This window comes from Nonomuraea ceibae, from assembly GCF_019396325.1.
GTDB classification, from domain to species: domain Bacteria; phylum Actinomycetota; class Actinomycetes; order Streptosporangiales; family Streptosporangiaceae; genus Nonomuraea; species Nonomuraea ceibae.
Window position 1 is genome coordinate 16211 of record NZ_JAHKRO010000052.1, and the last position, 24245, is coordinate 40455.

At 71.8% G+C, this 24245-nt stretch carries 30 protein-coding genes; 12 read left to right on the forward strand and 18 right to left on the reverse strand.

What is annotated here, in order from left to right; translation table 11 throughout:
• Position 1: 1 nt before the first annotated feature.
• Entirely contained in the window at positions 2–868 is an 867-nt protein-coding gene (locus KME80_RS27885; RefSeq protein WP_219509331.1) for a sigma-70 family RNA polymerase sigma factor, read from the reverse strand.
• Positions 869–958: 90 nt separating this feature from the next.
• Here KME80_RS27885 and KME80_RS27890 point away from each other — a divergent pair, with 90 nt between their 5' ends.
• A complete protein-coding gene (locus KME80_RS27890; protein ID WP_219509332.1) occupies positions 959–1387 on the forward strand; it encodes a DoxX family protein in 429 nt (142 codons plus the stop codon).
• Here KME80_RS27890 and KME80_RS27895 read toward each other — a convergent pair.
• A complete protein-coding gene (locus KME80_RS27895) occupies positions 1305–2132 on the reverse strand; it encodes an FHA domain-containing protein (protein ID WP_219509333.1) in 828 nt (275 codons plus the stop codon). The genes KME80_RS27890 and KME80_RS27895 overlap by 83 nt on opposite strands.
• 108 nt (positions 2133–2240) lie before the next feature.
• Between KME80_RS27895 and KME80_RS27900 the strand changes: the two genes are divergently transcribed.
• Together KME80_RS27900 and KME80_RS27905 are read left to right on the forward strand one after the other, a co-directional pair.
• Positions 2241–4178 carry a serine/threonine-protein kinase gene (locus tag KME80_RS27900; RefSeq protein ID WP_219509334.1) on the forward strand — a complete coding sequence of 646 codons (1938 nt, stop codon included), beginning with the start codon at positions 2241–2243 and terminating at the stop codon, positions 4176–4178.
• A gap of 68 nt (positions 4179–4246) precedes the next feature.
• Entirely contained in the window at positions 4247–4624 is a 378-nt protein-coding gene (locus KME80_RS27905; protein ID WP_219509335.1) for a hypothetical protein, read from the forward strand.
• Here KME80_RS27905 and KME80_RS27910 read toward each other — a convergent pair.
• Both KME80_RS27910 and KME80_RS27915 read right to left on the reverse strand, forming a co-directional pair.
• The gene (locus KME80_RS27910) at positions 4614–5420 is read right to left on the reverse strand and encodes a cytochrome c biogenesis CcdA family protein (protein ID WP_219509336.1); all 807 of its coding nucleotides are present in this window, start codon (positions 5418–5420) and stop codon (positions 4614–4616) included. The two genes, KME80_RS27905 and KME80_RS27910, sit on opposite strands and share 11 nt — an antisense overlap.
• Before the next feature lie 6 nt (positions 5421–5426).
• Complete coding sequence (locus KME80_RS27915; RefSeq protein ID WP_219509337.1) at positions 5427–6209, reverse strand: DsbA family protein; 783 nt, start codon at positions 6207–6209, stop codon at positions 5427–5429.
• A gap of 137 nt (positions 6210–6346) precedes the next feature.
• Between KME80_RS27915 and KME80_RS27920 the strand changes: the two genes are divergently transcribed.
• Positions 6347–6730 (forward strand): BlaI/MecI/CopY family transcriptional regulator, encoded by a 384-nt coding sequence (locus tag KME80_RS27920; protein WP_219509338.1) that lies wholly within the window; start codon positions 6347–6349, stop codon positions 6728–6730.
• Complete coding sequence (locus KME80_RS27925) at positions 6727–7701, forward strand: M56 family metallopeptidase (RefSeq protein ID WP_219509339.1); 975 nt, start codon at positions 6727–6729, stop codon at positions 7699–7701. Before KME80_RS27920 ends, KME80_RS27925 begins: the two co-directional genes overlap by 4 nt.
• 21 nt (positions 7702–7722) lie before the next feature.
• On the opposite strand, the gene KME80_RS27930 is transcribed toward KME80_RS27925, so the two are convergent.
• The 6 genes from KME80_RS27930 to KME80_RS27955 form a co-directional block, all read right to left on the reverse strand.
• On the reverse strand, positions 7723–8229 hold the full coding sequence (locus tag KME80_RS27930; RefSeq protein ID WP_219509340.1) for a pyridoxamine 5'-phosphate oxidase family protein: 507 nt from the start codon (positions 8227–8229) through the stop codon (positions 7723–7725).
• Positions 8226–8990 (reverse strand): metalloregulator ArsR/SmtB family transcription factor, encoded by a 765-nt coding sequence (locus tag KME80_RS27935; RefSeq protein WP_219509341.1) that lies wholly within the window; start codon positions 8988–8990, stop codon positions 8226–8228. The genes KME80_RS27930 and KME80_RS27935 overlap by 4 nt, the downstream gene beginning before the upstream one ends.
• Before the next feature lie 32 nt (positions 8991–9022).
• Positions 9023–9406 carry a VOC family protein gene (locus KME80_RS27940; RefSeq protein WP_246645893.1) on the reverse strand — a complete coding sequence of 128 codons (384 nt, stop codon included), beginning with the start codon at positions 9404–9406 and terminating at the stop codon, positions 9023–9025.
• Positions 9403–9786, reverse strand: coding sequence for an ArsR/SmtB family transcription factor (locus KME80_RS27945; RefSeq protein WP_219509342.1), 384 nt, complete (start codon positions 9784–9786; stop codon positions 9403–9405). The genes KME80_RS27940 and KME80_RS27945 overlap by 4 nt, the downstream gene beginning before the upstream one ends.
• Positions 9773–10207, reverse strand: coding sequence for an SRPBCC domain-containing protein (locus KME80_RS27950; protein WP_219509343.1), 435 nt, complete (start codon positions 10205–10207; stop codon positions 9773–9775). Before KME80_RS27950 ends, KME80_RS27945 begins: the two co-directional genes overlap by 14 nt.
• Before the next feature lie 76 nt (positions 10208–10283).
• Positions 10284–10601 carry a nuclear transport factor 2 family protein gene (locus tag KME80_RS27955; protein WP_219509344.1) on the reverse strand — a complete coding sequence of 106 codons (318 nt, stop codon included), beginning with the start codon at positions 10599–10601 and terminating at the stop codon, positions 10284–10286.
• Between the two features lie 59 nt (positions 10602–10660).
• Here KME80_RS27955 and KME80_RS27960 point away from each other — a divergent pair, with 59 nt between their 5' ends.
• The 3 genes from KME80_RS27960 (at position 10661) to KME80_RS27970 (ending at position 12135) form a co-directional block, all read left to right on the forward strand.
• On the forward strand, positions 10661–11242 hold the full coding sequence (locus KME80_RS27960) for a TetR/AcrR family transcriptional regulator (protein ID WP_219509345.1): 582 nt from the start codon (positions 10661–10663) through the stop codon (positions 11240–11242).
• Positions 11243–11329: 87 nt separating this feature from the next.
• Positions 11330–11815 carry an RNA polymerase sigma factor gene (locus KME80_RS27965; RefSeq protein ID WP_219509346.1) on the forward strand — a complete coding sequence of 162 codons (486 nt, stop codon included), beginning with the start codon at positions 11330–11332 and terminating at the stop codon, positions 11813–11815.
• 50 nt (positions 11816–11865) lie between these two features.
• Entirely contained in the window at positions 11866–12135 is a 270-nt protein-coding gene (locus tag KME80_RS27970) for a hypothetical protein (protein WP_219509347.1), read from the forward strand.
• 21 nt (positions 12136–12156) lie between these two features.
• On the opposite strand, the gene KME80_RS27975 is transcribed toward KME80_RS27970, so the two are convergent.
• Positions 12157–12912, reverse strand: a complete 756-nt coding sequence (locus tag KME80_RS27975) for a TetR/AcrR family transcriptional regulator (RefSeq protein ID WP_219509348.1) — start codon at positions 12910–12912, stop codon at positions 12157–12159.
• Positions 12913–12984: 72 nt separating this feature from the next.
• On the opposite strand from KME80_RS27975, the gene KME80_RS27980 reads away from it, so the two are divergent.
• The gene (locus KME80_RS27980) at positions 12985–14412 is read left to right on the forward strand and encodes an MFS transporter (RefSeq protein ID WP_219509349.1); all 1428 of its coding nucleotides are present in this window, start codon (positions 12985–12987) and stop codon (positions 14410–14412) included.
• Positions 14413–14420: 8 nt separating this feature from the next.
• Here the strand turns inward: KME80_RS27980 and KME80_RS27985 are convergent, their stop codons facing one another.
• Together KME80_RS27985 and KME80_RS27990 are read right to left on the reverse strand one after the other, a co-directional pair.
• Positions 14421–15254: an alpha/beta fold hydrolase gene (locus tag KME80_RS27985; protein ID WP_219509350.1), complete on the reverse strand. Its 834-nt coding sequence runs from the start codon at positions 15252–15254 to the stop codon at positions 14421–14423.
• The gene (locus KME80_RS27990) at positions 15251–15688 is read right to left on the reverse strand and encodes a MarR family winged helix-turn-helix transcriptional regulator (RefSeq protein WP_219509351.1); all 438 of its coding nucleotides are present in this window, start codon (positions 15686–15688) and stop codon (positions 15251–15253) included. The genes KME80_RS27985 and KME80_RS27990 overlap by 4 nt, the downstream gene beginning before the upstream one ends.
• Before the next feature lie 125 nt (positions 15689–15813).
• Here KME80_RS27990 and KME80_RS27995 point away from each other — a divergent pair, with 125 nt between their 5' ends.
• Positions 15814–16338: a hypothetical protein gene (locus tag KME80_RS27995; RefSeq protein WP_219509352.1), complete on the forward strand. Its 525-nt coding sequence runs from the start codon at positions 15814–15816 to the stop codon at positions 16336–16338.
• A gap of 196 nt (positions 16339–16534) precedes the next feature.
• Here KME80_RS27995 and KME80_RS28000 read toward each other — a convergent pair whose 3' ends face one another.
• Positions 16535–16915, reverse strand: coding sequence for a winged helix-turn-helix transcriptional regulator (locus KME80_RS28000; RefSeq protein ID WP_219509353.1), 381 nt, complete (start codon positions 16913–16915; stop codon positions 16535–16537).
• A gap of 85 nt (positions 16916–17000) precedes the next feature.
• On the opposite strand from KME80_RS28000, the gene KME80_RS28005 reads away from it, so the two are divergent.
• Positions 17001–17417, forward strand: a complete 417-nt coding sequence (locus KME80_RS28005) for a RidA family protein (protein WP_219509354.1) — start codon at positions 17001–17003, stop codon at positions 17415–17417.
• Positions 17418–17448: 31 nt separating this feature from the next.
• On the opposite strand, the gene KME80_RS28010 is transcribed toward KME80_RS28005, so the two are convergent.
• Complete coding sequence (locus tag KME80_RS28010) at positions 17449–18651, reverse strand: cytochrome P450 (protein WP_219509355.1); 1203 nt, start codon at positions 18649–18651, stop codon at positions 17449–17451.
• Positions 18652–18724: 73 nt separating this feature from the next.
• Positions 18725–19669 (reverse strand): LysR family transcriptional regulator, encoded by a 945-nt coding sequence (locus tag KME80_RS28015; RefSeq protein WP_219509356.1) that lies wholly within the window; start codon positions 19667–19669, stop codon positions 18725–18727.
• 103 nt (positions 19670–19772) lie between these two features.
• Here KME80_RS28015 and dnaE point away from each other — a divergent pair, with 103 nt between their 5' ends.
• A complete protein-coding gene (gene dnaE / locus KME80_RS28020) occupies positions 19773–23318 on the forward strand; it encodes a DNA polymerase III subunit alpha (RefSeq protein WP_219509357.1) in 3546 nt (1181 codons plus the stop codon).
• A 34-nt stretch (positions 23319–23352) separates the two neighbouring features.
• On the opposite strand, the gene KME80_RS28025 is transcribed toward dnaE, so the two are convergent.
• Both KME80_RS28025 and KME80_RS28030 read right to left on the reverse strand, forming a co-directional pair.
• Positions 23353–23802, reverse strand: coding sequence for a hypothetical protein (locus KME80_RS28025; protein ID WP_219509358.1), 450 nt, complete (start codon positions 23800–23802; stop codon positions 23353–23355).
• 123 nt (positions 23803–23925) lie between these two features.
• On the reverse strand, positions 23926–24243 hold the full coding sequence (locus KME80_RS28030) for a hypothetical protein (RefSeq protein ID WP_219509359.1): 318 nt from the start codon (positions 24241–24243) through the stop codon (positions 23926–23928).
• Between the last annotated feature and the right edge of the window lie 2 nt (positions 24244–24245).

The window sequence follows — 24245 nt, forward strand, 5'->3', positions numbered from 1 at the left end:
GTCAGCGCCCCTCCCTGTCACCGGCGAGGTGGACGATGTGGAGGCCGCGCAGCCGGTCGGCGTCGGTGTCGATGGCGATGTGCGTGATCTTCCCGTCGTGGACGGTGAACGTGATGACGGCCTTCGGGCGGCCACGATGCGACCAGACGGCCGCCGGGACGCCGTCGACCAGGGCGAGCCGGGCCGCCTGCGCCCGCCCGGCGAAGAACGCCGCGACCGCTTCGGCGCCGCGGATCTCGACGGCCACGGCCTCCGGATCGAGCAGCTCGACCAGCGCGGCGAAGTCCCCGCCCCGGGCCGCGGCCAGGAACGCCTCGACGACCTCCCGTTTCGCCGACCGGGCCGCGCCGGAGGCGTCCGCCGTTCCCCGTACCTGGCGCCGGGCCCGGCTGGCGAGCTGCCGGGCGGCGGCGGGGGAGCGGTCGATGACGGCGCCGATCTCGGCGAACGAGACGGCGAAGACGTCGTGCAGCACGAACGCGAGCCGCTCGGCGGGAGTCAGCGTGTCCAGCACCACCATCAGCGCGACACCGACCGAGTCGGCCAGCAGCGTCTCGTCCTCGGGGGTGGCCCGGGCCGGGTGGCCGCTCGGCGGCGGCGCGGCCGGCTCGGGCGGCAGCGCCCCGGCCGGCTCCTCACGCCGGGCGCGGCGCGCTTCGAGCATGTTCAGGCAGACGCGGGCGACGATCGTGGTCAGCCACCCGCCCGGGTTCTCCACCTGGCCGGTGTCGGCGCGGCCGACCCGCAGCCACGCCTCCTGCACCGCGTCCTCGGCCTCGGCGGGGGAGCCGAGCATCCGGTAGGCGACCGCGTGCAAGCGGCTCTGGTGCTCGGCGAACCGTTCGCTCAGCCAGTCCTGCTCGACCATTCGTCACATTCCTCCGTCCGGTCCTGTCATACCGATTGACCGGCGGACAGCCGCCGATGTGACAGCCGAGCTCCCCTGGAAGAGGCGACCATGCCGAAACACCTGAAGACCGCCCTGTACTGGTTCATCGCCCTGCAGTTCGCGCTGGGCGCCGTGACCAAGTACTGGCCCGGAGACACGATCTTCGGTCCGGCGTACTCCGTGAAGTTCGCCGACTGGGGCTACCCGTCCTGGATGCGGTTCGTGGTCGGGGCCCTGGAGGGCGTCGCCGCCGTCCTGCTGGTGATCCCCGGCCGGCGCACGCGCTTCCTGGGGGCCACGGTGCTGATGTTCGTGCTCACCGGGGCGGTGACCACCCACATCGTCAACCACGACCCGGCGGTGGAGAGCTGGGCCGCCCCCACCCACCTCGTCATCATGGGCGTCATCGCGCTGGTCAACTGGCCCGCCCACTGGCGGGCGCCGGCTCCTCAGGTGGCGGGTCCGGCTCGTCGAGAAGCCGGAGATCGGACGGGGTGATCGTGGCGGAGGCCAGCAGCGCGATGATCAGGTTGTGGTTGAGCGTGTTGCCCAGCGGCGGCGGGATCTCCTCCTCCAGGAGTCCGGGCACGCGGGCGCTGAGCCGCTTGCGCGTCTGGGTGACGATGTGGGCCGCGCGCTTGGCGGTCCACCGCTCGCCGGGACGGACGCGGGCGAGCTCGTCGGCGACCTGAGCCCAGGTCAGCGGCTGCGGCCACGGCTCCGGCCGGAGATAGCGCTGACCCAGGCAGACCAGGACCAGGCGTTCGGTGGCGCTCAGGGGGTGTCCCGCGGGTTCGCGGGTGTCGGCCTCTTGGCGGGCCGGCGCGGCCGGAGCCGGCGGCCCCGCGACGACCCGCACCTCCAGCAGGTGCTCGCGTTCGGGGCCGACGACGAACAGCGGTGTGTACGCCACGGGCAACGCCACCCGGTGCCGGGTGAGCACCAGCCGCCCACCCGGCAGGCGGATGGGCAGGTTGCCGAGGTTGTGCAGCACCCACCGCCCGTCCTGGCGGCTGATGGACCCCTGCCGCCGGCTGACGTACGGGTCGTCGGGGCCGACGCAGACGTGGACGTCCGGCTCGCAGCGCCCGAACACCACCTCGAACCCGGCGTCGGGCGCGACCCGGATCCCGCCCTTGGCCCCCCGGACGTACAGCGTGCCGGGAACGGCCGGGGGGAGATCCGCGGAGTCCCGCGGCAGGAGGTCCACCTTGCTCGCGGTCCCGCGCCTCGTCCCCGCCATGCCGCCGATCCTCCCCGCCCGCCCCGGGGGGAGTCAACCAGGTCCTGACACCCGAACTACTCGTCAGTAAGCTTGTGGAAGATCTGCTGTCTGGCATCACAATGACGCATGGCCGACTTCACCCCGCTGCTGCCCGGTGACCCTGAGCAGATAGGCGGCCTGGATCTCCTCGGCCGGCTGGGCCAGGGCGGACAGGGCGTCGTCTACCTCGCCAGGACCCCGATGGACGTGCGCGTGGCCGTCAAATGGCTGCATCCGGCCGAGGAGGAGAGCACCGAGCGCTTCCTGCGGGAGGCGGAGGTCGCCCGGCGGGTGGCGCCGTTCTGCACCGCGGCCGTCCTGAGCACGGGCGTCGAGCAGGGCCGGCCGTACATCGTCAGCGAGTACGTCGAGGGCCGCTCGCTGGACCGGGTCGTCAGGGAGGACGGCCCGCTCACGGGTGGCGACCTGGAGCGGCTGGCCATCGGCACCGTCACCGCGCTCGCCGCCATCCACGAGGCCGGCGTGGTGCACCGGGACTTCAAGCCCGGCAACGTCATCATGGGCGTCGGCGGCCCCCGCGTGATCGACTTCGGCATCGCGCGCACGCTCGGCCCGGCCACCATGACCAGCAGCACGCAGATCGGGACGCCCGCGTACATGTCCCCCGAGCAGATCCTGGGCCGCGGCGTGGGGCCAGGGGCCGACATGTTCTCCTGGGGCTGCACGATGGTCTTCGCCTCCTGCGGCCGGCCGCCGTTCGGCACCGACGGGACGCCCGCCGTGATGCACCGGGTGCTCAACACGCAGCCCGAGCCGGGGCTGCTCGACGGACGGCTGGGCGACCTGGTCCGCCAGTGCCTGGACAAGGAGCCGCAGAACCGGCCGACGGCCATCGACGTCATCACCCGCCTGGTGCGGAACCCGGAGCCGGGCGCCGACCCGCTCACGGAGGGGGCCAGGCAGGCGGCGCCGGACGCCGGGCCCACCAGGCCGTCGCGCACGCCGATGCTCGCCGCCGCCGGGGCGGTGCTCACCGTCGCGGCCGTGGCGGCCGCGCTGATCGTGCCCGGCTGGCTCCGACCGGCCACACCGACCTCGCAGACCAAGCAGAGCACGCTGTCCACGCAGGCCGACGCCCAGAGCGCCGGGCCGGCTGCCGCGCCGTCGCGGGCCGCCCCCGCCAAGGTCCCGCTCCCCGGCGGCGCGATCACGCTGTACGAGAGCCCGTCCGACCCGATCACGCTGACCGCGTACGAGGTCGACGACGCCGACTACGCCAGGCAGTCGTTACGGGGCACGTTCGAGGCGTACCCGGACAACGTGGACTCGCTGGTCTCTCCCGACGGCCGCTATCTCGCCGGCCGGCCGGAGGACTACACCTCCGACGGCTACGACTCGATCCTCATCACCGACCGGCAGGCGGGTTCGAGCTTCCGGGTCAGGACCGTACGCGAACCGCTCGACACCAGCGTCCGCGCCTGGTCGAAGGACAGCTCGAAGATCCTCCTCAACCTCAACAGGAAGACCGAGGACAAACAGGGCAAGGACGTCTGGACCACCCTGGGCTTCGCCATCCTGGACGTGCCCCGGGCGCGGGTCCAGGTGGTCGAGGTGGCCGACGACTCGATCCGGGACGGCGACTTCGGCTGGGACGCCGAGGAGGACGGCGTGATCGCCGTCTCCGGGAAGGACGAGGCGCTGCGCTTCTTCGACGCCTCCGGCAACCGCACGCGCGACCTCCCCGGCGTCGGACCGCTGGCGTCCGGCACCGTCGACGTCTTCTCGCCCTCGGGCCGGATGTTCGTGACCGACTGCCCCGGCTCGGACGACGGCGACCACTGCCTGTGGGACTCGCGCACCGGCAAACGGCTGCGCACGTTCTCCTCCGACTGCGACAAGGTGCTCGGCTGGTACGACGAGGCGCACCTGTACTGCTGGGAGTACGACAACGGCGCCGAGGACGAGGTGCGCGTGGTGGCCTTCGACGGCAAGCTGGTGCACCGGCTGCTGGAGTCGGCGGACAAGCTGGAGGTCGCCCCGTACTTCACGATCGACCCGCGCTGATCAGGATTTCGGGACCCCTCCCGGCGTGGTGGCGGTACAACCGTGGCATGCCTGCCGAAGGGAAGCCCATGTCCAGGATGATCGTCACCGCCCTGGCCCTCGCGTGCGCCGTGGTCATGGCGCCCGCGGTGGCCGCCGCCCCCGCCGCCGCCACGGCCAAGCCCTCCTACCGCGGCTGCTACGACGGGAAGTGCAAGTTCACCTTCTCCGACCCGGTCAGCTTCCGCATCTCCAAGAAGCGTTACGGCTTCTCCAGGGTGTACGTGTCGAAGGAGTACGTCGGCGGCATCTTCAACACGGACATGGTCGTGGTGCGGGCGCCCGGCCTGACCGCCTCCCTGGGCGAGGGCGCCGAGGGAGATATCCGCAGCAACGGCAAGAACACCCTGTCCTTCCGCGTCCTGGCCATCACCAGCCAGGGAGCCACGATCCGCTTCACCGGGTGACCTTCCGGGCCCGGACGAGGAGCCGGCCGGCCAGCGCGACGGTCACGACGACGCCGGCGACGAGGAGGTCGGGGACCTGGCCGGCTCCTCGCAGGACGGCGCCTTCGACCGCCGCCTGGTCGGTCGCGCCAAGGATGCCGGTCAGCTCGGTGGTGCCTGCGGTGGCCAGCAGCAGGACGCCGACGGCGACGGTGAGCGCGCCCCCGACGATCCCCGTCCAGGTGTTGCGCCACCGCCCGATCGTGACCTCGCGCGGCCGGACGAGGCGCCTGACGAACGGGGCCCGCCCCCACAGCAGCGCGAGGACCAGCAGCGGCAGAGCCATCCCGGCGGCGAAGACCACCAGGACGAGCCCGCCGGCGAGCGCGTTGCCGGAGACCGCGGCGACGGTCAGCACGGCGCCCAGCAGCGGGCCCGCGCAGACCCCGGCCAGCCCGTAGACGGTGCCGAGCACGTACACCGCCGTGGTGGAGGTCCCCTCGGCGGCGGCGCCGCGGGACAGGAACGGGACCGGGACGTTCAGCAGCATCACCGCCCCGAGCGCGATCACCACGATCGAGGCGACGGTGACGAAGGTGAAGCGGTGCTCGTTCACGAACGCCCCGAGCGTCCCGGCGAGCACGCCGAGCGGGACGAGGGTGGTGATCAGCCCGAGGTAGAACACCCCGGTACGGGAGAGCAGGGCGCGCGGGCCGGCGAACGCGTAGGAGAAGAACGCCGGCAGCAGCATCGCCGAGCACGGGCTGAGCAGCGTCAGCACGCCGCCGAGGAACGCTCCGAGCAGGCCGATGTCCATGCCGGGCTACTTCGCCTGGTCCAGGGCCTGGTCGAGGAACCCCTGGAAGACCTCCGCCGGCTGCGCCCCGGACAGCGAGGTGTTGCCGGCGACGAAAAACGGCACGGCGGTGACGCCGAGCTGCTGCGCGGACTGCGTGCTCGCCCGCGCGGCCGCCCGGAGCGCGGGATCGTCGAGATCGGCGGTGAACCGCTTGATGTCGGGAACGCCCGCCTTCTTCGCCAGGCCGACGAGCGTGTCGCGGGGAAGGTCGGCGTGCCCCTTGTCGGGGGCGGCGGCGTAGACGGCCGTCACGAACTCCACGAACCTGTCCTGCCTGCCCGCCGCCCGGGCCGCGACGGCGGCGTCCTCGGACTGCTCGCCGAAGAACGTCACGTCATGGAACTCGATCCGCACCTTGCCGGTGTCGACGTACTTCCCGATCAGCGCCGGCAGCGTCTCGCGGCTGAACACCGCGCAGTACGGGCAGCGCAGGTCGATCCACTCGGTCAGGACCACGGGGGCGTTCACGTCGCCGATCGCCATCGGGTCGCCGGCGTCCCGGCGGACGAACTCCAGCTCCTGGCCCTGGTGCGCCCCCTGGTCCGCCCGCTGGTCCGCCCCTTGGTCCGCAGGGGACGACGGGGACGCCGCCGGTGGCGCCGCGGCGGGGGAGCGCTGGGGGAGGAGCTGGGCGGTGACCACGATCGCGAGGAACACGACCACCGCGCTCAGCACGACGGTCCAGGTCGTGGAGCGGCGGCGCCTGGCCGCCATCGCGTCCGCTGAGCTCGATGCCGGGGAGTTCACAGATCGGTCTTCCTTCTCCTCAAGTCGACTATCTTGCATAGTCGACTATGCACCATAGTCGACACAGGGCATGATGGACGCATGGAGTGGTCCCCGCGGATGACGGATCCGGCAGCCTCGGCCGGGGAGGCGGTCCGATGAAGCCCGCCGCCCCCGGAGAGCCGCCCCGGCTGGGCGCGCTGGAGGCGCAGGTGATGGACGTGCTGTGGGATCACGGGCCGGCCACGATCCGGGGCATCATCGGCCGCCTCCCCGGCGAGCCCGCCTACACCACGATCGCCACCGTGCTGGCCAACCTGGACCGCAAGGACCTCGTCACCTCCCGCAAGCAGAAACACTCGACCCTGTACGCGGCCCGCGTCGCCCGCGAGGAGCACGTGGCGTCGGTGATGAACCACGCCCTCGGCACCAGCAAGGACCGCGCGGCCTCGATCCTGCACTTCGTGGAGAGCATCCCCGACAGCGACCTCGACCTGCTGCGCGAATATCTGCGGCGGCGCGACGACGGACACCGGTCATGACGGCCCGGATCCTGGCCGCGCTGCTGATCCTGGGACTGGTCCTCACCGCGGTGGCCGGCCCGTGGGCCCTGCGCCGCGCGTCGCCGGTGCTGATGCGCCTGCCGCGACCGGCGATCGGGCTGCTCACCGGCGGCATCGTGGCCTGGGTGCTGGCGCTGCTCGCGCTCGGCCCGATGCTGGCCTGGGTCGTCTCCGGCCCCGACGTCCTGCCCAGCGGGGCGGCCCAGGTCTGCCGGCGCTGCCTGGCCGCCGCCAACCCGTTCACGGACATCCCGGTCGACACCGTCGTCCCGGTCGTGGCGCTGCTCGCGCTCCCCACGGCGGGCGCGCTGCTGCACGCCGTCTCGATCATCGTCGAGGCGCGGCGACGGCACCGCGGCACCCTGCGCACCGCGCGACGGCTCCGGGCCCGCAGCGAGCCCCGCCGGCTGCACGGCCACGCGGTGCTCGTCGCCGACGACCCGCACCCGTTCGCGCTCACCCTGCCACGGCGGCACGGCGGCATCGTGATCTCCACGGGCGCGCTGGACGTCCTGGACCCCGGCGAACTGGCGGCGGTCCTCGCGCACGAGCACGCCCATCTGCGCCAGCGCCACCACCTCATCACCGCGGTCGTCGCCACGCTGACCCGCAGGCTGCGGTGGGTGCCGCTGATCGCCGCCGCCGAGGCCGCGCTCGGCCACTACCTGGAGATCGCCGCCGACGACACCGCACGCCGCCAGGTCGGGACGCCCGCCCTGGCCGGCGCGCTGCTCACCCTCGGCCAGAACGGCCGGCCGCACGGCGCGGCGCTGGCCGGGGCCCTGCACGCGCTTGGCCCCAACCGCATCCACCACCTGGTCCGGCCCCACACCGGCATGACCGGCGCGATCGCCGCCGTGGCCACCGCCTGCTGCCTGACCGCGCTCACCCTGCTGGCCGCCGCCGTCCACGTGCCGTACGTGCTGGCCGTGCTCACCGGGTGCGCCTGAGCCGATCCCCCGGGGATCCGGCTATTGACCTCGCCGGGCGAACTCGTCGGGCGTCGTGCCGCCGGGGAAGCGGGTGACGAAGTCGAGCACCCCCACCCAGGCCGGCCGGACGGCGATGCGGACCATGGTGGTGCCGGGCCGGTCGACCGCGGCGACGTTCGCGGCTCCCTGCTCCTCGCCGGCGTAGCGGCGCTGTGCGGCGGCGTACTCCTCGACGATGCCCTCGACCTCGGTGACCTCGGCGTTCCCCCGGATGAGGAGCGCCGAGGGCGGGGTGGTGGCGGTGTCGATGGTGATGGCGATGCCGGGACGGGCCCGTAAGGCCCGGACCTTGAGACCGCCGAAGGTGGAGAGGACGATCTCGGCGCCGGTCCAGTGGAACAGCATGGGGAACACCCGCGGCGTGCCGTCCTTGGCCACGTAGGCGACGCGGGCGAGCTCGGTGGAGTGGAGCAGCCGCTGGGCGACGCCGGTCTCCAGCAGGCGGAGGTCGCCCTGCGGCAACGTCGCCTCGGCGAGGCGGGTCATCGGGTGACGATCCGGTCGAGGTTGTCCAGGCACAGGTCCCAGCCCTCGCGGAGCTCGGCCGCCGCCTGCCGGTCGGGCAGGCCCGAGTGGGTCAGCACGACCGAGGTGAGGCCGTCCCGCTCGGTGATCTCCAGGTCGCAGCGCGATCCGGTGCCCGCCTCGCCCTCCTCGCCGTGCCAGATCCAGGCCAGGCGGGCGGGGCGTTCGACGACGGTGTAGACGCCGGTGGCGGTGTACTCGACGCCGTCGGCGTCGCGCATGACGACGCGCAGCCGCCCGCCGACGCGCAGGTCCACCTCGGCCTCGGAGGTGTCCCAGTCGGGGCCGGCGTGCCACCACTTCCTGATCACTTCGGGGTTCGTCCAGGCGTCGAACAGGGCGTCCGCCGGCGCCCGGTAGGTGCGTTCGATGCGGACGGCGGTCGACTGCGAGGTCGTTTCGATCATGGGTGTCTGCTCCTTGTCAGCCAGGTGTTCCTCGACGGCCTCGAACATGCGCTCCCAGAGGGCGCGCTGGCGGTCGACCCAGGTGACGGCGTCGACGAGCGCGGCCGGGTTCAAGGCCAGCCGGTGCGTACGGCCGACGACCTTGCGGACGACGACCCCGGCCTCTTCGAGGATCTTCAGGTGCTTGGTGATCGCCGGTTTGGAGACGCCCAGGTCCGAGGTCACCTCGCCGACGGTCGCGGGGCCGTCGCCCAGCCGTTCGATCATCCTGCGCCGGATCGGATGGGCCACAGCCCTGAACGGATCGTTCACCATGTGGCTAACAGTACACCTTTTAGTTAACGATGTCAGTGGGTCTCCGCGATCAGGTGGACGATGCCGGCCGGGTTCTTGATCCAGTGGGTCCGGGAGTCGAGGTCCTCCAGGGGCTCGACCTCGTCGCACGGGTGGACGCCGATGCCGGCCAGCTCGCTCACGGCCGCGTCCAGGTCGTCGGTGTGGAGCTGCAGCCACAGGTCGGGCCGGCTGTAGTTGTCGACGCAGTCCAGCCACAGCGTGTTGGGGCCGAACCGCACGGAATGGGTCCGCGAGACGGTCGGGGCGTAGGAGACGTCGTCCTCCTTGACGTCGAAGCCCAGGGTGTCGCGGTAGAAGGCCACGGTGGCCTCGTACTGCGCCTTGGGGATCTTCATGGCGATGTTCAGGCCGGCGGTGAAGGTCGGAGCGGTCATGGTCGTGTGTCTCCTCGGTTCGTCTCGGTGGCGTGCGGTGCGTCCTCGGTGGCGTCCAGGGCGTCTTCCAGGGCGGCCAGGCGGTCGTCCCATCTGTGGGCGAGCCTGGCCAGCCAGGTCTGGGCGGTGCGGATGGCGGCTGGTTCCAGCCGGTAGGGATGGCGGCGGCCGGTCGGGCCGGCGGAGCTGATCAGTCCCGCTTCGGCGAGCTGGCCGAGGTGCTTGGCGACCGCCTGGCGGCTGATCGGCAGCCGCCGCGCCAGGTCGGTGACGGTCGCGGGCCCGGCGCGGGCGAGCTCGTCGAGCAGTGCCCGCCGCGTGGGGTCGGTGAGCGCCGCGAACACCGCGAGGGCCTGGCTCTCCACGTCACCCGGTGGCATCGAGGTAGATCTCCAGCTCGGCGAGTTCGTCGTCCCACCCCTGGCTGTTGGCCGCGCGGGCGGAGCGGCCCACGTCGGCGGCGGCCTGGGCGAACCCGCTCTCCACCAGGCGCAGCCGCGTGCCCTCCGGCACCGGCTCCAGGGTGAACTCCACCAGCGTCCGGGCCGCGTCGTCCTCGGGCAGGCCCTCGATCGCCCACCTGAAGGCGAAACGGCGCGGCGGGTCGACCGCCGCGACGGTGGCGACGGATTCCTGGCCGAGGTCGTCCCAGCGGAAGAACGCGCGCCCGCCGGGCCGCAGGTCGATCTCCGCCACCGAGCCGAACCACCGCGAGAGCCCTTCCGCGGTGGTCAGCGCGGCCCAGACCCGCTCGACGGGGTGCCGGAGCACCACCACCCGTTCGATCGCGTCCGCGTCCATGCCCACCTCCTTTGCAACCTGTAGGTTGCCATCAATAGGCAACCTACAGGTTGCGACAGGGGTCCCGCAAACCCCGTCAGCCGGTCAGCGCGGACAGGACGGGGCTCAGGTCCCAGTAGGCGCGCAGCGAGACGATCCGCCCGTCGTCGTCGACCCGGTAGACGAAGACGCCGTCGTAGCCGACGCGGGCGCCGGTGGCGAAGCGGGCGGAGACCGAGGCCACGACCGCCGCCTCGGCCCCGGCGGGGTGCACCGCGGCGACCTCGAACCGCACCTGGCTGGGGGCGACGGTGAGCTCCCAGAAGCGTTCGAGGGCGGCCCGGCCGCGCAGGCCGGCGCCGATCGCGCTCATCGCGGTGAGCGCGGCGACGGCCGCCGGGTGGGTGGTGTCCATCGGGTGCCTCCTCGGGGGCCATTGCTTGACGCGTGTCAAGCTAGGTCTACGCTTGACACATGTCAAGCACGCGTTCGCGCATCCTGGAGACCGCCCAGCGGCTCGTCACCGAACAGGGCCCCCAGGTCTCGATGGCCGAGGTGGCCCGCGCGGCGGGGATCTCCCGGCAGGCGCTCTACCTCCACTTCGGCTCCCGGGCCAGCCTGCTCGTGGCCGTCGTGCGGAACATGGACGCGCGCAGCGGCATCCGCTCACGCTGCGAGGAGGCCCTGACCGGGCAGGAGCCCGTCGAGGCGTTCCGCGCCTTCCTGCGCGTCTGGCTGGGCTACGCGGCGACGATCCACCCGGTGGCCTCGGTGCTGCTGGCCTCCCGCCGCGACGACCCCGACGCGGCCGCGGCCTGGAACGACCGGATGGGCGAGCTCCACGAGGGCTTCCTCACCGCCGCCCGCCGGCTGCGGGTCGCCGGGCGGCTGCGGCCCGGCCTGACCCCGGACCTCGCCGCCGACCTGGCCTGGGCGATGACCTCGATCCCCGTCTGGGAGCAACTGACGACTGACCGGGGCAGGAGCGCCGCCGACGTCGAGGAGCACCTGGTCGGCGCCGTGACCGCCGCCCTCACCGGCGGCCCGCCGGCATGATCCGAAGCCCGTGAAACTCACCTGGAAGGGTTCCCGGCGACCGGGCAATCACCAGTGTCCTGACATTCCAGGTGAGAGAGACCATGCATGACCACGTTCCTCGACGGAGAGGTCGCCGATCCCGAGCGATTCGCCGTCCTCTTCGATGCCCATGACGAGGAGATTCGCCGCTACATCGGCCGTCGGTTCGATCCCGACGTCGCCGAGGACCTGGCGGCCGAGACGTTCCTGATCGCCTTCCGCCGGCGTGACAGCTTCGACGCCGCCAAGGGCGGCATCAGACCCTGGCTGTACGGGGTCGCCACCAAGCTCATCGGCCGGCACCGGCGTGCCTACGGCGAGCTGGCCTACGACGAGGTGGCGGCGGCGCTCGGCGTCGCCTACTGCACCGTCGCCTCCCGGCTCAGCCGGGCCAGGACCAAGCTTTGTGGCCGACCACGCGACGGCGATGGCCGCGCCCCTCCTGGGCGGGACGGGCGTGCGGACGGCCACCGTGCCCACCGTGCCCGCCGCGGACGCGGTCGACCTGTGCGACGACTTGCCTGCCGGGAAAGATCTACTTCACCCCGCTGAAGCTGACGACGACGCCCGCGACGCGGCTGCCCGCCGAACCCGAGGCGCTCATGGCCGAGATCCTGCGGGCCACCGACGGGCGGGCCCCGGAGGCGTGGTTGTGGGGGGCGAGCGCATGGCTCCTTCTCGACGCCGAGACCACCCCTGCCACCAGGGCCGCGCTGACGTACGGCGAGGCGTCGGCCCGTCAGCAGATCGTCATCGACCGGGACAGCGGGCAGCTCCTCGCCATCCAGGAGAGTGACGGGTCCTCGGCGTATCTGGCCAAGCGGCTGGGCTGGACCGACGACCCGGCCCCGAAGGAGTCGACCCTCTCGTGACGCCGGCCCGCCCGGCGAGGATCACGTACGGTGCCGCGCGTCGGCCAGCAGGTCGCGCGCGGTCACGATCAGCCCGTGCATGGCGTGCTCGAACGCCTCGTCCACCGTCATGAGCGGCGCGGCTGCGACCGCCTCACGAAGGTGCGGGACGGCCAGGCCGGGGTGGGCGCGCAGCCAGGAGGGCGGGGCGGGAGTGTGGTGCATGACCGGCTCGCCCTGGTCCTGGCGGTGGTCCACGAGCAGGACGAACGCGAACACTCGCATCGTCAGATCGTGGTGCACGATCTGCGCCTGGGCGACGCTCAGCCCGATCGCCCGCAGCATGCCCAGGAAGGCGTCGGTGTGGACGAGGCGGTTTGGGTGGATCGCCACGTCGCCGAGGTCCTCGTCCAACGACACCAGCAAGGCACGCGGGTAGCGCCGGTAGACCGCGCGCAGGGCGGCGCCGTACTCCCGGATGCTGCGTTCCCACTGCTCAGGGTCCGGCCGCGGGGCCGGCCACTGCTCGATGAACAGGGCGACCGCGCGGGCCACGAGCTCGTCGCGGTCCTCGGCGTAGTTGTACAGGGCCCGGACCGTCACGCCGAGATGCTCGGCGAGCAGCCGCATGGTCACCGCGCGGAACCCGTGCACGCCCGCGAGGTCGAGCATCGTCTGGGCGATGAGGTCCTTGGTGAGCGTCGGCCGGCCCTTGCGCGTCAGCGGCCTGCGGCGGCGGCGCGGGCCGTCGGCGAAACCGGTCCGGTCCGGTCCGGCTGTGTCGGGATCTTCGGGCACCGTCCGAGCATAACAACGTTGAACTTCACACAGTGTTGACTTTAAGCCAGGGCATGCATCACGATCACTTAGGTGAGCCTTACCAATCCTCAGCTCCCTGGTCGGGCGACGGCCGTTCGCGGCCGCGCGATCCTCGGCCTCGTCATCGCCGGCACCGCACTGGTCGTCATCGACATGACGATCGTGACCATCGGCCTGCCCGCGATCCAGGCGGACCTCGGCACGACGCTCGCCGGCGTCCAATGGGTGATCGTCGGCTACATGATCACCATGGGCGCGGTGACCCAGGTCGCCGGCAGCCTGTCCGATCGCATCGGCCGGCGCCGCATGTACCTGCTCGGCATCGCCCTGTTCACCCTCGCCTCGCTCGCCTGCGGCGCCGCGCCCACCCCGGTGGTGCTCGACCTCGCCCGCGCCCTTCAGGGAATCGGCGGCGCCGTCCTGATGGTGAACGCCCTGCCCCTGCTGTCGGACCACCTGGACGGGGAACGCCGCAACCTGGCCATCTCCACCTGGGGGAGTGCCGCGACCGCCGCCGGCCTGATCGCCCCGCTCCTGGGCGGCACCCTCGTCGACGCCTTCGGCTGGCGCGCGATCTTCCTGATCAATGTCCCCATCGGCGTGGCCGCGTTCCTGCTCTGCCTGCGCGTCCTCCCGGCCGACGCCTCCGGCCGGTCCGCCGCGCACGGCCGGATCGACTGGGCGGGCGCCGCACTGCTGATCGCCGCGCTCGCCGTGGGCGACCTCGCGCTGCTCCGCGGCGAGGAGCAGGGCTGGGCGTCGGCGGCGACGCTGACCCAGCTCGTGATCGCGGCCGTCCTGCTCCTCGCGTTCCTCCTGCTCCAGTCCAGGTCCGGCGCGGTCACCCTGGACCTCGCGCTGTTCCGCAAACCCGCCTTCACCGGGGCCGCCGCGGCGGTCTTCATCTCACGCGTGCTGTCCATCGGCGGCACGGTCTACTTCGTGCAGTACTTCCAGGAGGCGCTGCACCTGAGCCCCACGCAGAGCGGCCTGCTGCTGGCGCCCGTCTTCCTGGCGCAGATGGCGGCCGGTCTGCTCGGCGGCAAACTCCTGAGCTGGTTCGCCCCCGGGTACGTCATCGCCGCCGGCTACCTCTGCAAGGCGGTCAGCGCCACGTGGCTGGCCCTGGCCCTCACCCCGGCCGCCTCGCCGTGGTTGCTGACCATCCCTCTGCTCGTCTGGGGGGTCGGCGGCGGCATCGCCGGCGCGCCGGTGATGGCCGTCGCCATGAACGTCACCGACAGGCAGCGCGCCGGCATGGTCTCCGGCACGATCACCAGCCTGGCCTCCATCGGCGCCGGGATCGGCACCGCCGTGCTCGGCGCCGTCTACACCACCCGCATCGCCGACCTCACCGCCGGACCGCGCGAGGCCGCCGTCGCCTCCGGCGCGTCGGCGGTGCTCTACGGTTGCGCGGGCCTGGCCGTCATCACGATGGTGCTGGTCCTGGCCCTCATCCCACGGCGCGGGCGAGCATGAGGACCGGATCAGCCGGCGGCGTCAGGACTGCGGAGGAACCGCAGGACGCGCTCGGCGACCGCCCGGGCCGTCTTCCCCTCCGGCCCGAAATGGTCCAGGCCGGGCAGGGTCTCCAGCTCGGCGCGGGGAAGGGTGTCGCGTACGGCATCGAACTCCGCCCTGCTCGCGCGGGGCGTACGCCCTCCGCACAGGACCAGCACCGGGGCGGTGACGGCCGCGAACGCGGCCAGCCGGCCCTGCTGGGCCGCCACCTGCTCGTGCTCGGCCAGGCCGGCGCCCAGCAGCGGCCGCATCCGCTGCCAGCTCGGCCCGCGGAACCCGACCCGCAGCGCCATCCGCAGATACCAGTACGGCAACTTGGCCAGAAAGGCGGGCGCACCACCCGCGCCCCGGATGAAATGAACGAACGCACCATACGGATCACCCGCGGCCAGCCGCTCCCGGTACGGATCCATCCACCCCGTGGGCACCGGACCGGCGGGGACTCCGGGCTCGTACACCACGACGCGCTCGAACACCGGGAACGACCGTGCGCCCTCGAGAACGACAAGGCCGCCGAAACTGTGCCCGAACGCCAGCCGCGCTCCGGTCTCCGCCTGGACGGCCAGCAGATCCTCCACCTCCTTGCCCAAGGAGTAGTCAGGCCCCTGCGGACCGCTGGCGCCACGCCCCCGCCGGTCGACGACGTGCACGGTGAAGGAACGGGCCAGAACGGCGGCCAGCGGTAAGTAGTCCTGCGAGGTTCGCAGCGCGCCCCCGAGCACGATGAGACCCGGCCCGGCGCCCGACGTCAGATAGCTGATCGGCGTCCCGTCCGCCGAGAAGACCGTGCGCTGCTTCACCTGGCCGCCTCCCGCTCCACCCGGTCCAGCGTCGCGAGCAGCCGCGCGGTGTGCTCGGCGAACTCGGCATAGGGCACGCCGCTGTGCTCGACCAGAGCGGCCAGCTTCTCCTCGAACTCCTGCCGGAGCGAGGCCACGAGGCGCTCGCCCTTGCCGGTGAGGCTGAGCTGCCGGCGGTTCCCGCCCGCCGGATCGGGCTGCACGTCGAGCAGCCCGTCGGCGGCGAGGACGGCGGTCATCCGGCTCACCGACGGCTCGGTCACACCCAGGCCGTCGGCAAGGGCGCGCTGCGTCGAGACACCCAGCTCGCTGATCAGGGTCAGCGCGAGAAAGCGGCTGTAGGAGATGTCATGCTCCGTCCGCAGCATCCGGTCCGCCGCCCGGTCAAGGCGGGCAAGGAGCACATGCAGGTTGAGACTGAGATTACGTTCCACACCGGCTAACTTAGCATCCTAACTTAGCCTTGCAAGTCTGCTCGAAGTTTTGGTCAAAAGGCTGCCTCATCACCGGCCAGCCGACATATGGTGTCTCCGCCGTCCGTCTCTCGGTGGAGGTAGTGATGACCGATTCGGTGCCGTTGCGCCCGCCTGTCCTGGTCCGCCACTTCGACACGATCGCCGACGCCGGGCTCGCCGCCGGCACCGTGGTTCTGTTCGTCGCCGTCGCGCTGGGCACCGGCGTGGCCTCGCCCTGGCAGCCGTGGCCCGGTGTGATCCCGGTGGCGCTGGGCCTCGGCGGCCTGCTGTTCCTGCGCCGCCGCCGGCCGATGACCGTGCTGCTGCTGTCGATCGCGGTGCTGGCGTTCTACCACGCCGGGGAATGGTCCCCCGCCGGGTGGATCTGGCCGCTGTCGGTCGCGTACGTGACCGCCGCCGCCACCCCGCACGTCCGCTGGGTCGCCGGCATCGGCGCCGCCCAGCTCGCCTATTCCGCTGTCGACGCCTGGTGGATCGTCGAGCGGAACCTGGAGCGCTACCTGATCCACACCGTCGGGGAGGCCGCCCTCCTGGCCCTGCTCATCACCGGCGGCATCGCCTGCGCCGCCACCCGCCGCTGGCGCGCCCACCAGCCGGAGCGGCCCTGACCTGCCGTCGCTCGTCGCCGACCTGCTGGATGTCTCGTCAGCCGATCAGGTCGTACGCCGCGGCCACGCTCGGGTAGGCCAGCGCCGCCAGGGCGACGACGCTGTGCTTCGGGTTCCTCGCCGTCGACCGCGGGAGTCTTGGGTCGTGTTCGGTCATGCCCTCCGGGCACCGGCGAGCGCCGAGGCGTGGCAGGCGTCAGGCGTCGAAGCGGCGCCGGGCGGACTCGATGTGCCCGAAGTGCTCGTGGGTCCAGCCGCAGAGCAGGTCCACCGTGGCGCGCAGGGCCTGACCGGGCCCGGTGAGCGTGTACTCGACCCGTGGCGGCACCGTCGGATACACCTTCCGCTCGGCCAGGCCGTTGCGCTCCAGCATGCGCAGGTTCTGCGTGAGCATCTTGTGGCTGATGCCCTCGACCTCGGTCCGCAGCTCGCTGAACCGCAGGGTGCGCTCGCCGAGGGCTTCGATGATCAGCAACGCCCACTTGTTGGCGACGTCCGAGAAGATCTCCCGCGCCAGGGAGTCGGCGCGCCGCAGATCCGCTTCGTCGGACAGGTTGCTGAGCTCTTTGGTCACCATCAGGTTCCCCAGTCACTGAAAAGTGCGTTCTTCCATGTCAGCGCACACTCTCCTACAGTTCCTGAGTAACCGCAAGAAACTATCGATGGAGAAGATTGTGGCTGTCACGCTCATCAACCCTGAAGGACACGTCCGCGTGCCGCTCTACCACCACGTCGCGGTGGCGACCGGAAGCAGGCACGTCCACCTGGCCGGTCAGGTGGCCTGGGACGAGAACGGCGAGCTGGTCGCGCCGGGCGACCTGGCCGGGCAGGTCGCCCAGGTCTACCGCAACGTCGCCAAGGCGCTCGGCGCGGCGGGGGCGACGTTCCACGATGTCGTCCGTTTCACCTGGTACGCCGCGGGCTGGAAGAGGGAGATGTACGACGCCTTCAACGCGGGCGTCGAGCAGGCGGCGCGCGAGTTCGACCTCGCCACGCCGCCGGCCGCGCTGATCGGCGTCGACATCCTCTTCGAGCCCGGCATCCTCGTCGAGGCCGAGGTCACCGCGATCATCGACTGAGCCGCGTCGCGCCGGCTTCCCGGGCGACCGGCTACCAGGTGGCCGGCAGCCGGTGCGCCCCGTAGATGCTCATGTCCGTGCGCATCGGAACCTCCTCGGCCGGCACCGCCAGCCGCAGCCCCGGGAAGCGCCGGAACAGGGCGGGGAAGGCGACGCGCATCTCGATCCTGGCGAGCTGCTGGCCGAGGCACTGGTGGATGCCGTGCCCGAAGGTCAGGTGGCCCGCGGTGGGAGGCCGGGTGACGTCGAAGGTCTCCGGGTCGGCGAACCGTTCGGGGTCGCGGTTGGCCGCCGGCACCGAGATCGTGACCACCTGGCCCTTCCTGATCGTCCGACCGGCGATCTCGACGTCCTCGAGAGCGGCCCTGAGCGGTCCGAGGTGCGTGACGGCCAGGTAGCGGAGCAGCTCCTCGACGGCGCCCTCGATCAGGTGCGGCCACGACCGCAGGGCCGCGAGCTGCCCCGGGTCGCTCAGCAGGGCGAAGGCGCCGAGCCCGAGCATGTTGGCCGTGGTCTCGTGCCCGGCGACCAGGAGCAGCAGCCCCGCTCCCGCGATCTCCTCATGAGAGAGGTCACTGCCGGTCACGAGGCCGCTGAGCAGGTCGTCGGCCGGTTCCGCCCGCTTGCGCGCCACCAGCTCGTACAGGTAGCCCATCATCGACCCCGTCGCCGCGCCGACCTCCTCCTTGGTCGACCCGACCCGCAGCGCGGTCGCGGAGTCGCGCTGGAAGCGCTCCCTGTCGGCGTACGGCACGCCGAGCAGCTCGCAGATCACCAGCGAGGGGATCGGCAGGGCGAACTCCTGGACCAGGTCCGCGGGAGCGCCGCCTCGCTCCATGGCGTCCAGGGTCTCCTCGGTGATCTGCTCGATCCGTGGCTCCAGCTGCCGCATCCTGCGAACGGTGAACTCCGCGGCCAGCTGCTTCCTGAAGCGGGAGTGGTCGGGCGGATCCATCTGCATGAAGAAGCCGGGCGGCTGGGCGAAGTTCTCCGGCTCGAGTCCCTCCCAGCGGATCGGCCAGTGCAGGTTCTCCAGCAGGCTGCTGAAACGCGAATCCGTCAGCACCGCCCTGGCCGCCGAGAAGCCGGTCACCAGCCAGCCCTGGTGACCGTCGGGATAGCGCAGAGGGCGGACGGGCGCCTCCTCCCGCCAGCGCCCGAGCACCTCGGGAGGGTCGAACGGCGAAGGGCGCTCGGTGGGAAAGGTGACAGGGGCCGGCGAAGCCTCGGACATGGACAGCTCCCTCATTGAGCCTCTATGGATGTAGAGACTCTACGTGAGTAGAGGTTCGCCCGGGCAACCGGCCTCAGGAAAGGAAGGCGGCGCGGTCGGCGGCGGGCAGCCATTGGCGCCCGGGGTCGAACGGGCGGAACCGGTCCCTGACGAAGCGGGCGAGCGACGTCAGCAGCGGATGGTCGTTGTGCCGCCGGCGGAGCAGCGAACAGGGATACACGGGGACCGGGTCGACCACCGGGATCTGCACGGTGCGCGCATGGCTGGGCAGGCGGCACCACTCGCCGACGAGGCCGACGCGCTCGCCCGAGGCGATCCCCTCGACGTAGTACTCCCAGCCGAAGTCGGGGCCCGAGTCGTCGATGTGGACGCCGAACTCGGCGCCGAACAGGTTCCAGAAGTCGGCCCACTCGCTGCCGGCGGCGTTGCCCGGCATCCACACGGTCATGCCCGCCAGCCGCCCCGTCTCCACCTGCGGCAGAGCGGCCAGGGGATGGTCGCGGCACACCAGCAGGTGCGCCTGCTCCAGGTAGGCGGGGCTGGACACCAGGTCGTCGTCCAGCGGCCCGCAAGCCCGCGCGAAGGCCGCGTCCACGGACCCGTTCGCCAGCGAGGCGCGCGCGGAACGCAGCCCGTTGGAGGTGACGATGTCGATCTCGGCGTCCGCGGTGACCTGGTGGAAGGCGCGGATCACGTCGATGGAGGCCAGCCGGGTGTCCAGGACGTCGACACGCAGGGTCCGCCGCCGGTTGCGCAGCATCTCGGCCGCCTGGTCGGCCAGGCCGACGAGGGCGCGGGCGTGGTTGAGGAACGCCCGGCCGTCCTGGGTGGGCTCGGCGCCGACGCGCGTGCGGGACAGCAGCCGTACGCCGAGGTCGGTCTCCAGTTTCGCGATGCGCTTGGAGACGGCCTGCTGGCTGATGCCGAGCGTGGCGGCGGCCTCGCTGAAGTAGCGCTCGTCGGTGACGGCGACGAAGGCGCGGACCGCCGCGAGGTCCAGGTCAACTGGTTGTACCACCGTTGGTTGTGGACGGGCGGCGTGTCGGTTGTTGGACAACCCGGCTTCCTCTCGGATCGAATGCGGGGTCTTCGCCGCAGCCTACAACCAGGGGGAGTGGATATTGATGGGGTCCTTCGTGCATCTCCACGTGCACACCGAGTACAGCATGCTCGACGGCGCGGCCAAGGTCGGCCTGCTGATGGAGGAGGTGGCGCGGCTCGGCATGCCGGCCGTGGCGATGAGCGACCACGGCAACGTGCACGGGGCGTACGAGTTCCACCAGAAGGCGCGCAAGGCGGGCATCAAGCCGATCATCGGCATCGAGGCGTACGTCGCCCCCGCCTCCAGGCACCACCGCAAGCCGGTGTACTACAGCGACGACCTCTCGCTGCGCCGTTCCGACGACGAGACCGGCGAGGGCGGGGACGTCTCCGGGCGCGGTCTGTACACGCACATGACGATGTGGGCGGCCGGTGCTCAGGGCCTGCGCAACCTGTTCCGGTTGCAGTCCCGGGCCTGGCTCGAAGGACACGTCCAGAAATATCCGCGCATGGATGACGAACTGCTCGCCGAGCACGGCCAGGACCTCATCGCCACGACCGGCTGCCCCTCCGGCGAGGTGCAGACCCGGCTCCGGCTCGGCCAGTACGACCAGGCCGTCGCGGCCGCCGCCCGCTACCGCGACATCTTCGGCCCGGACAACTACTTCCTGGAGCTGATGGACCACGGCCTCGCCATCGAGCGCCGGGTCCGCGACGACCTGCTGAGGCTCGGCAAGGAGCTCGACCTGCCGCCCCTGGCCACCAACGACTCCCACTACGTCACGGAGAACCAGGCCCAGGCCCACGACGCGCTGCTGTGCGTCGGCACCGGCAAGCGGCTCGCCGACCCCGACCGCTTCCGCTTCAGCGGCAGCGGCTACTACGTCAAGCCCGCCGAGGAGATGCGCGCGTCGTGGGACGCCGAGGTGCCGGGCGCCTGCGACAACACGCTGCTGGTCGCCGAGCGGGTCGGCGACTACGGGGAGGTGTTCGCGCACCGCGACCTGACGCCGCGCTTCCCCGTACCGGAAGGCGAGAGCGAGTCGAGCTGGCTGCGCAAGGAGACGCTGGAGGGGGCGCGCCGCCGCTACGGCGGCCGGCCGTCGCAGGAGGTGCTGGACCGGATCGACTACGAGCTGTCGGTCATCGACGCGATGGGGTTCCCCGGCTACTTCCTGGTCGTCGCCGACATCTGCCGGTACGCCCGCGAGCACGGCATCGGCCTGGGCCCCGGCCGGGGCTCGGCCACCGGCTCGATGGTCGCCTACTGCACCGGCATCACCCAGCTGGACCCGATCGAGCACAAACTGATCTTCGAACGCTTCCTCAACCCCGAGCGCGTCTCCATGCCGGACGTCGACCTCGACTTCGACGACCGCCGGCGGGACGAGATGATCGACTACGTCACCCGCAGGTACGGCGAGGACCGGGTCTGCCAGATCGTCACGTTCGGCACCATCAAGGCCAAGGCCGCCATCAAGGACTCGTGCCGGGTGCTGGGCCTGCCGTACGCGCTCGGCGACCGCATCACCAAGGCGTTCCCGGCGGCCGACGGCGGCAAGGAGATCCCGCTGGCCGCCATCCACGACCCCGGCCACCCCCGCTACGGCGAGGCCGCCGAGCTGCGCCAGATGTACGAGCAGGACCCCGACGTCACCAGGGTGATCGACGCCGCCACCGGCATCGAGGGCCTGACCCGGGGGACCGGCATCCACGCCGCCGGTGTGATCCTCTCCAGCGAGCCGCTCATCGACGTGATCCCCCTGGTCAAGCCGAAGACGGACGGGCCCGTCATCACCGGCTTCCCCTTCACCCAGGCCGAGGAGATGGGCCTGCTGAAGATGGACTTCCTCGGCCTGCGCAACCTCACCGTCATCGGCGACGCCATCGCGAACGTCCGCGCCAACAAGGGCGTCGAGCTCGACGTCCTGGAGATCCCGCTCGACGACGCCGCGACGTACGAGCTGCTGGCCCGCGGCGACACGCTCGGCGTCTTCCAGCTCGACAGCGGCGGCATGCGGGTGCTGCTGAAGCTGATGCAGCCGACCACGTTCACCGACATCGCCGCGGTGAACGCGCTGTACCGGCCCGGCCCGATGGAGATGAACGCCCACACCAACTACGCGCTGCGCAAGACCGGCAGGCAACCGGTCGAGCCGATCCACCCCGAGCTGGAGGAGGCGCTGGAGCCCATCCTCGGCGACACGTACCACCTGGTGGTCTTCCAGGAGCAGGTGATGGCCATCGCCCAGCAGCTCGCCGGCTACTCACTCGGCGCCGCCGACATGCTGCGCCGGGCCATGGGCAAGAAGAAGAAGGAGGTCCTGGACGCCGAATGGGACCGCTTCTCGGCGGGCATGCGCGGGCGGGGCTTCTCCGAGGAGGCCGTCAAGGCGGTGTGGGACGTCCTGGTGCCGTTCAGCGGCTACGGCTTCAACAAGTCGCACACCGCCGGCTACGGCCTCGTCTCCTACTGGACCGCCTACCTCAAGGCCAACCACCCGTGTGAATACCTGGCGGCGCTGCTCACCTCCGTCGGCGACGACAAGGACAAGATGGCCGTCTACCTGGCCGACTGCCGCCGCGCGGGCATCAAGGTGCTGCCCCCGGACGTCAACGCCAGCCGGCAGGACTTCGCCGCGGTCGGCGCCGACATCCGCTTCGGCCTGGGAGCCGTCCGCAACGTGGGCACGGGCGTCGTGGACGCGATCGTCACCGCCCGGGAGGCCAAGGGGCACTACACCGACTTCAACGACTTCCTCACCAAGGTCCCCGCCGTCGTCTGCAACAAGCGCGTCATCGAGTCCCTGGCCAAGGCCGGAGCCTTCGACAGCCTGGGCCATCACCGCCAGGCCCTCGTCTCGGTGCACGAGCAGGCCGTCGACGCGGTCGTCGACCTCAAGCGCAACGAGGCCCACGGCCAGGACTCGCTGTTCGGCGAGCCGGGCCGGAGCAGCGCGTTCTCGACCGCGATCCCGGAGGGCGAGTGGGACCGCGCCACCCTGCTCGCCTTCGAACGCGAGATGCTCGGCCTGTACGTCAGCAGCCATCCGCTCGACGGCGCCGAACACGTCCTCGACGCCAACCGCGACACCACCATCGCCGAGCTGCAGGCCTCCGGCCGGCAGGACGCGCCCGTCCGCATCAGCGGCATCGTCTCCGGCCTGCAACGCAAGATCACCAAACAGGGCAGCCCCTGGGCGATCGTCACCCTTGAGGACCATGACGCCGCCGTCGAGTGCCTCGTCTTCCCCAAGACCTACACCCTGTACGGCGAAGCGCTGGCCGAGGACCGGGTGATCTCCGTACGGGGCCGGGTCAACGTCCGTGACGAGACGCTGAGCGTGTACGGCGAGGAGATCAAGGTCCTCGACGTGTCACACGCGAACGCCGAGCCGCCCGTGGTGCTCTCGATCCAGGAGAGCCGCCTGAACGCGCGCGTCGTCTCGGAGCTCAAGCACATCCTGTCCGCCCACCCCGGCCGCGCCCCCGTCCACGTCCGCCTGCACCGCCAGGGCGCCAAAGGGCTGCTGCTGAACCTGCAGCCCTTCCGGGTCGCCCCGGAGCCGGCCTTCTACAGCGACGTCAAGGCCCTGCTCGGCCCCGGCGCGATCTGGCAGGGCTGACCCACCGGCTCCGCGACGCGTGGCGCTTCGGCGGTCAGGTCCAGCTGGTGCTCGTCAGGACGTGGCCGTCGCACGCCAGCAGAGCCCGCGAGACGCGGCCGTGGAGGTTGTTGCCGATCTTCGTGTAGGCGTAGGTGACGCCCGGGTCGACGGTCTCCGAGACCCAGCCGTCGGCGCGGGCGGCGCCGGAATTGGAGCGTTCCAGGACGGCGGCGCAGTTGGTGCGGGAGTTCTCGATGCGGGCGAACGAGCCGCACCGGTCGGAGTAGAAGTATTTCAGGGCCATGCCGCCGGCGGTTCTGGTCGGCCCGACCTGCCGGAAGGTGCCGGCGCAGCCGCCGACGGTCGGGTACTGGCCCTCGAACCCGTAGGCCCCGTAGTTGCCGCCCGAGAACGACGCGGCGTCGGCGGTGAGCGGGGTGAGCGCCAGCAGCGCGGCGGCGCCCGAGGCGGTCAGCAGGGTCTGGAACGATCGGCGGCGCATGCGAACCTCTTTCGTCAGCGGGCTGGGCGGCCATCGCGTGGTGCGCACGTCAAGACCGATGGCCGCAGACATCAGTGTGACGTCCTCACCGCCGCTGACCAGGCAGATCGAGACCGGGGACTCCTACTTGTCGCGCCGCCGGCCTCGTTCCAGGAGACGATCGTCGGCCGCCGGCGCGCCCAGCGCGACCATCTGGTCTCCCGCCTGTCCGCGCTGCCGTGGTGCCGCTTCCGGACCCCGCAGGGCGGCCTGTCGCTGTGGCTCGAACTCCTCGACGCCGACTCCAGCCGGCTGGCCGCCCTCGCGGCCACCCGCAATCTCTTCCTCACCCCGGGCTTTCATTTCTCGCCCGACGGCGCCCTGGGCCACTACCTGCGGCTTCCCTTCACCCTCCCGCCGGAGGCGCTCGACGCCGCCGTCGACAGGCTCATCGAGACCCACGC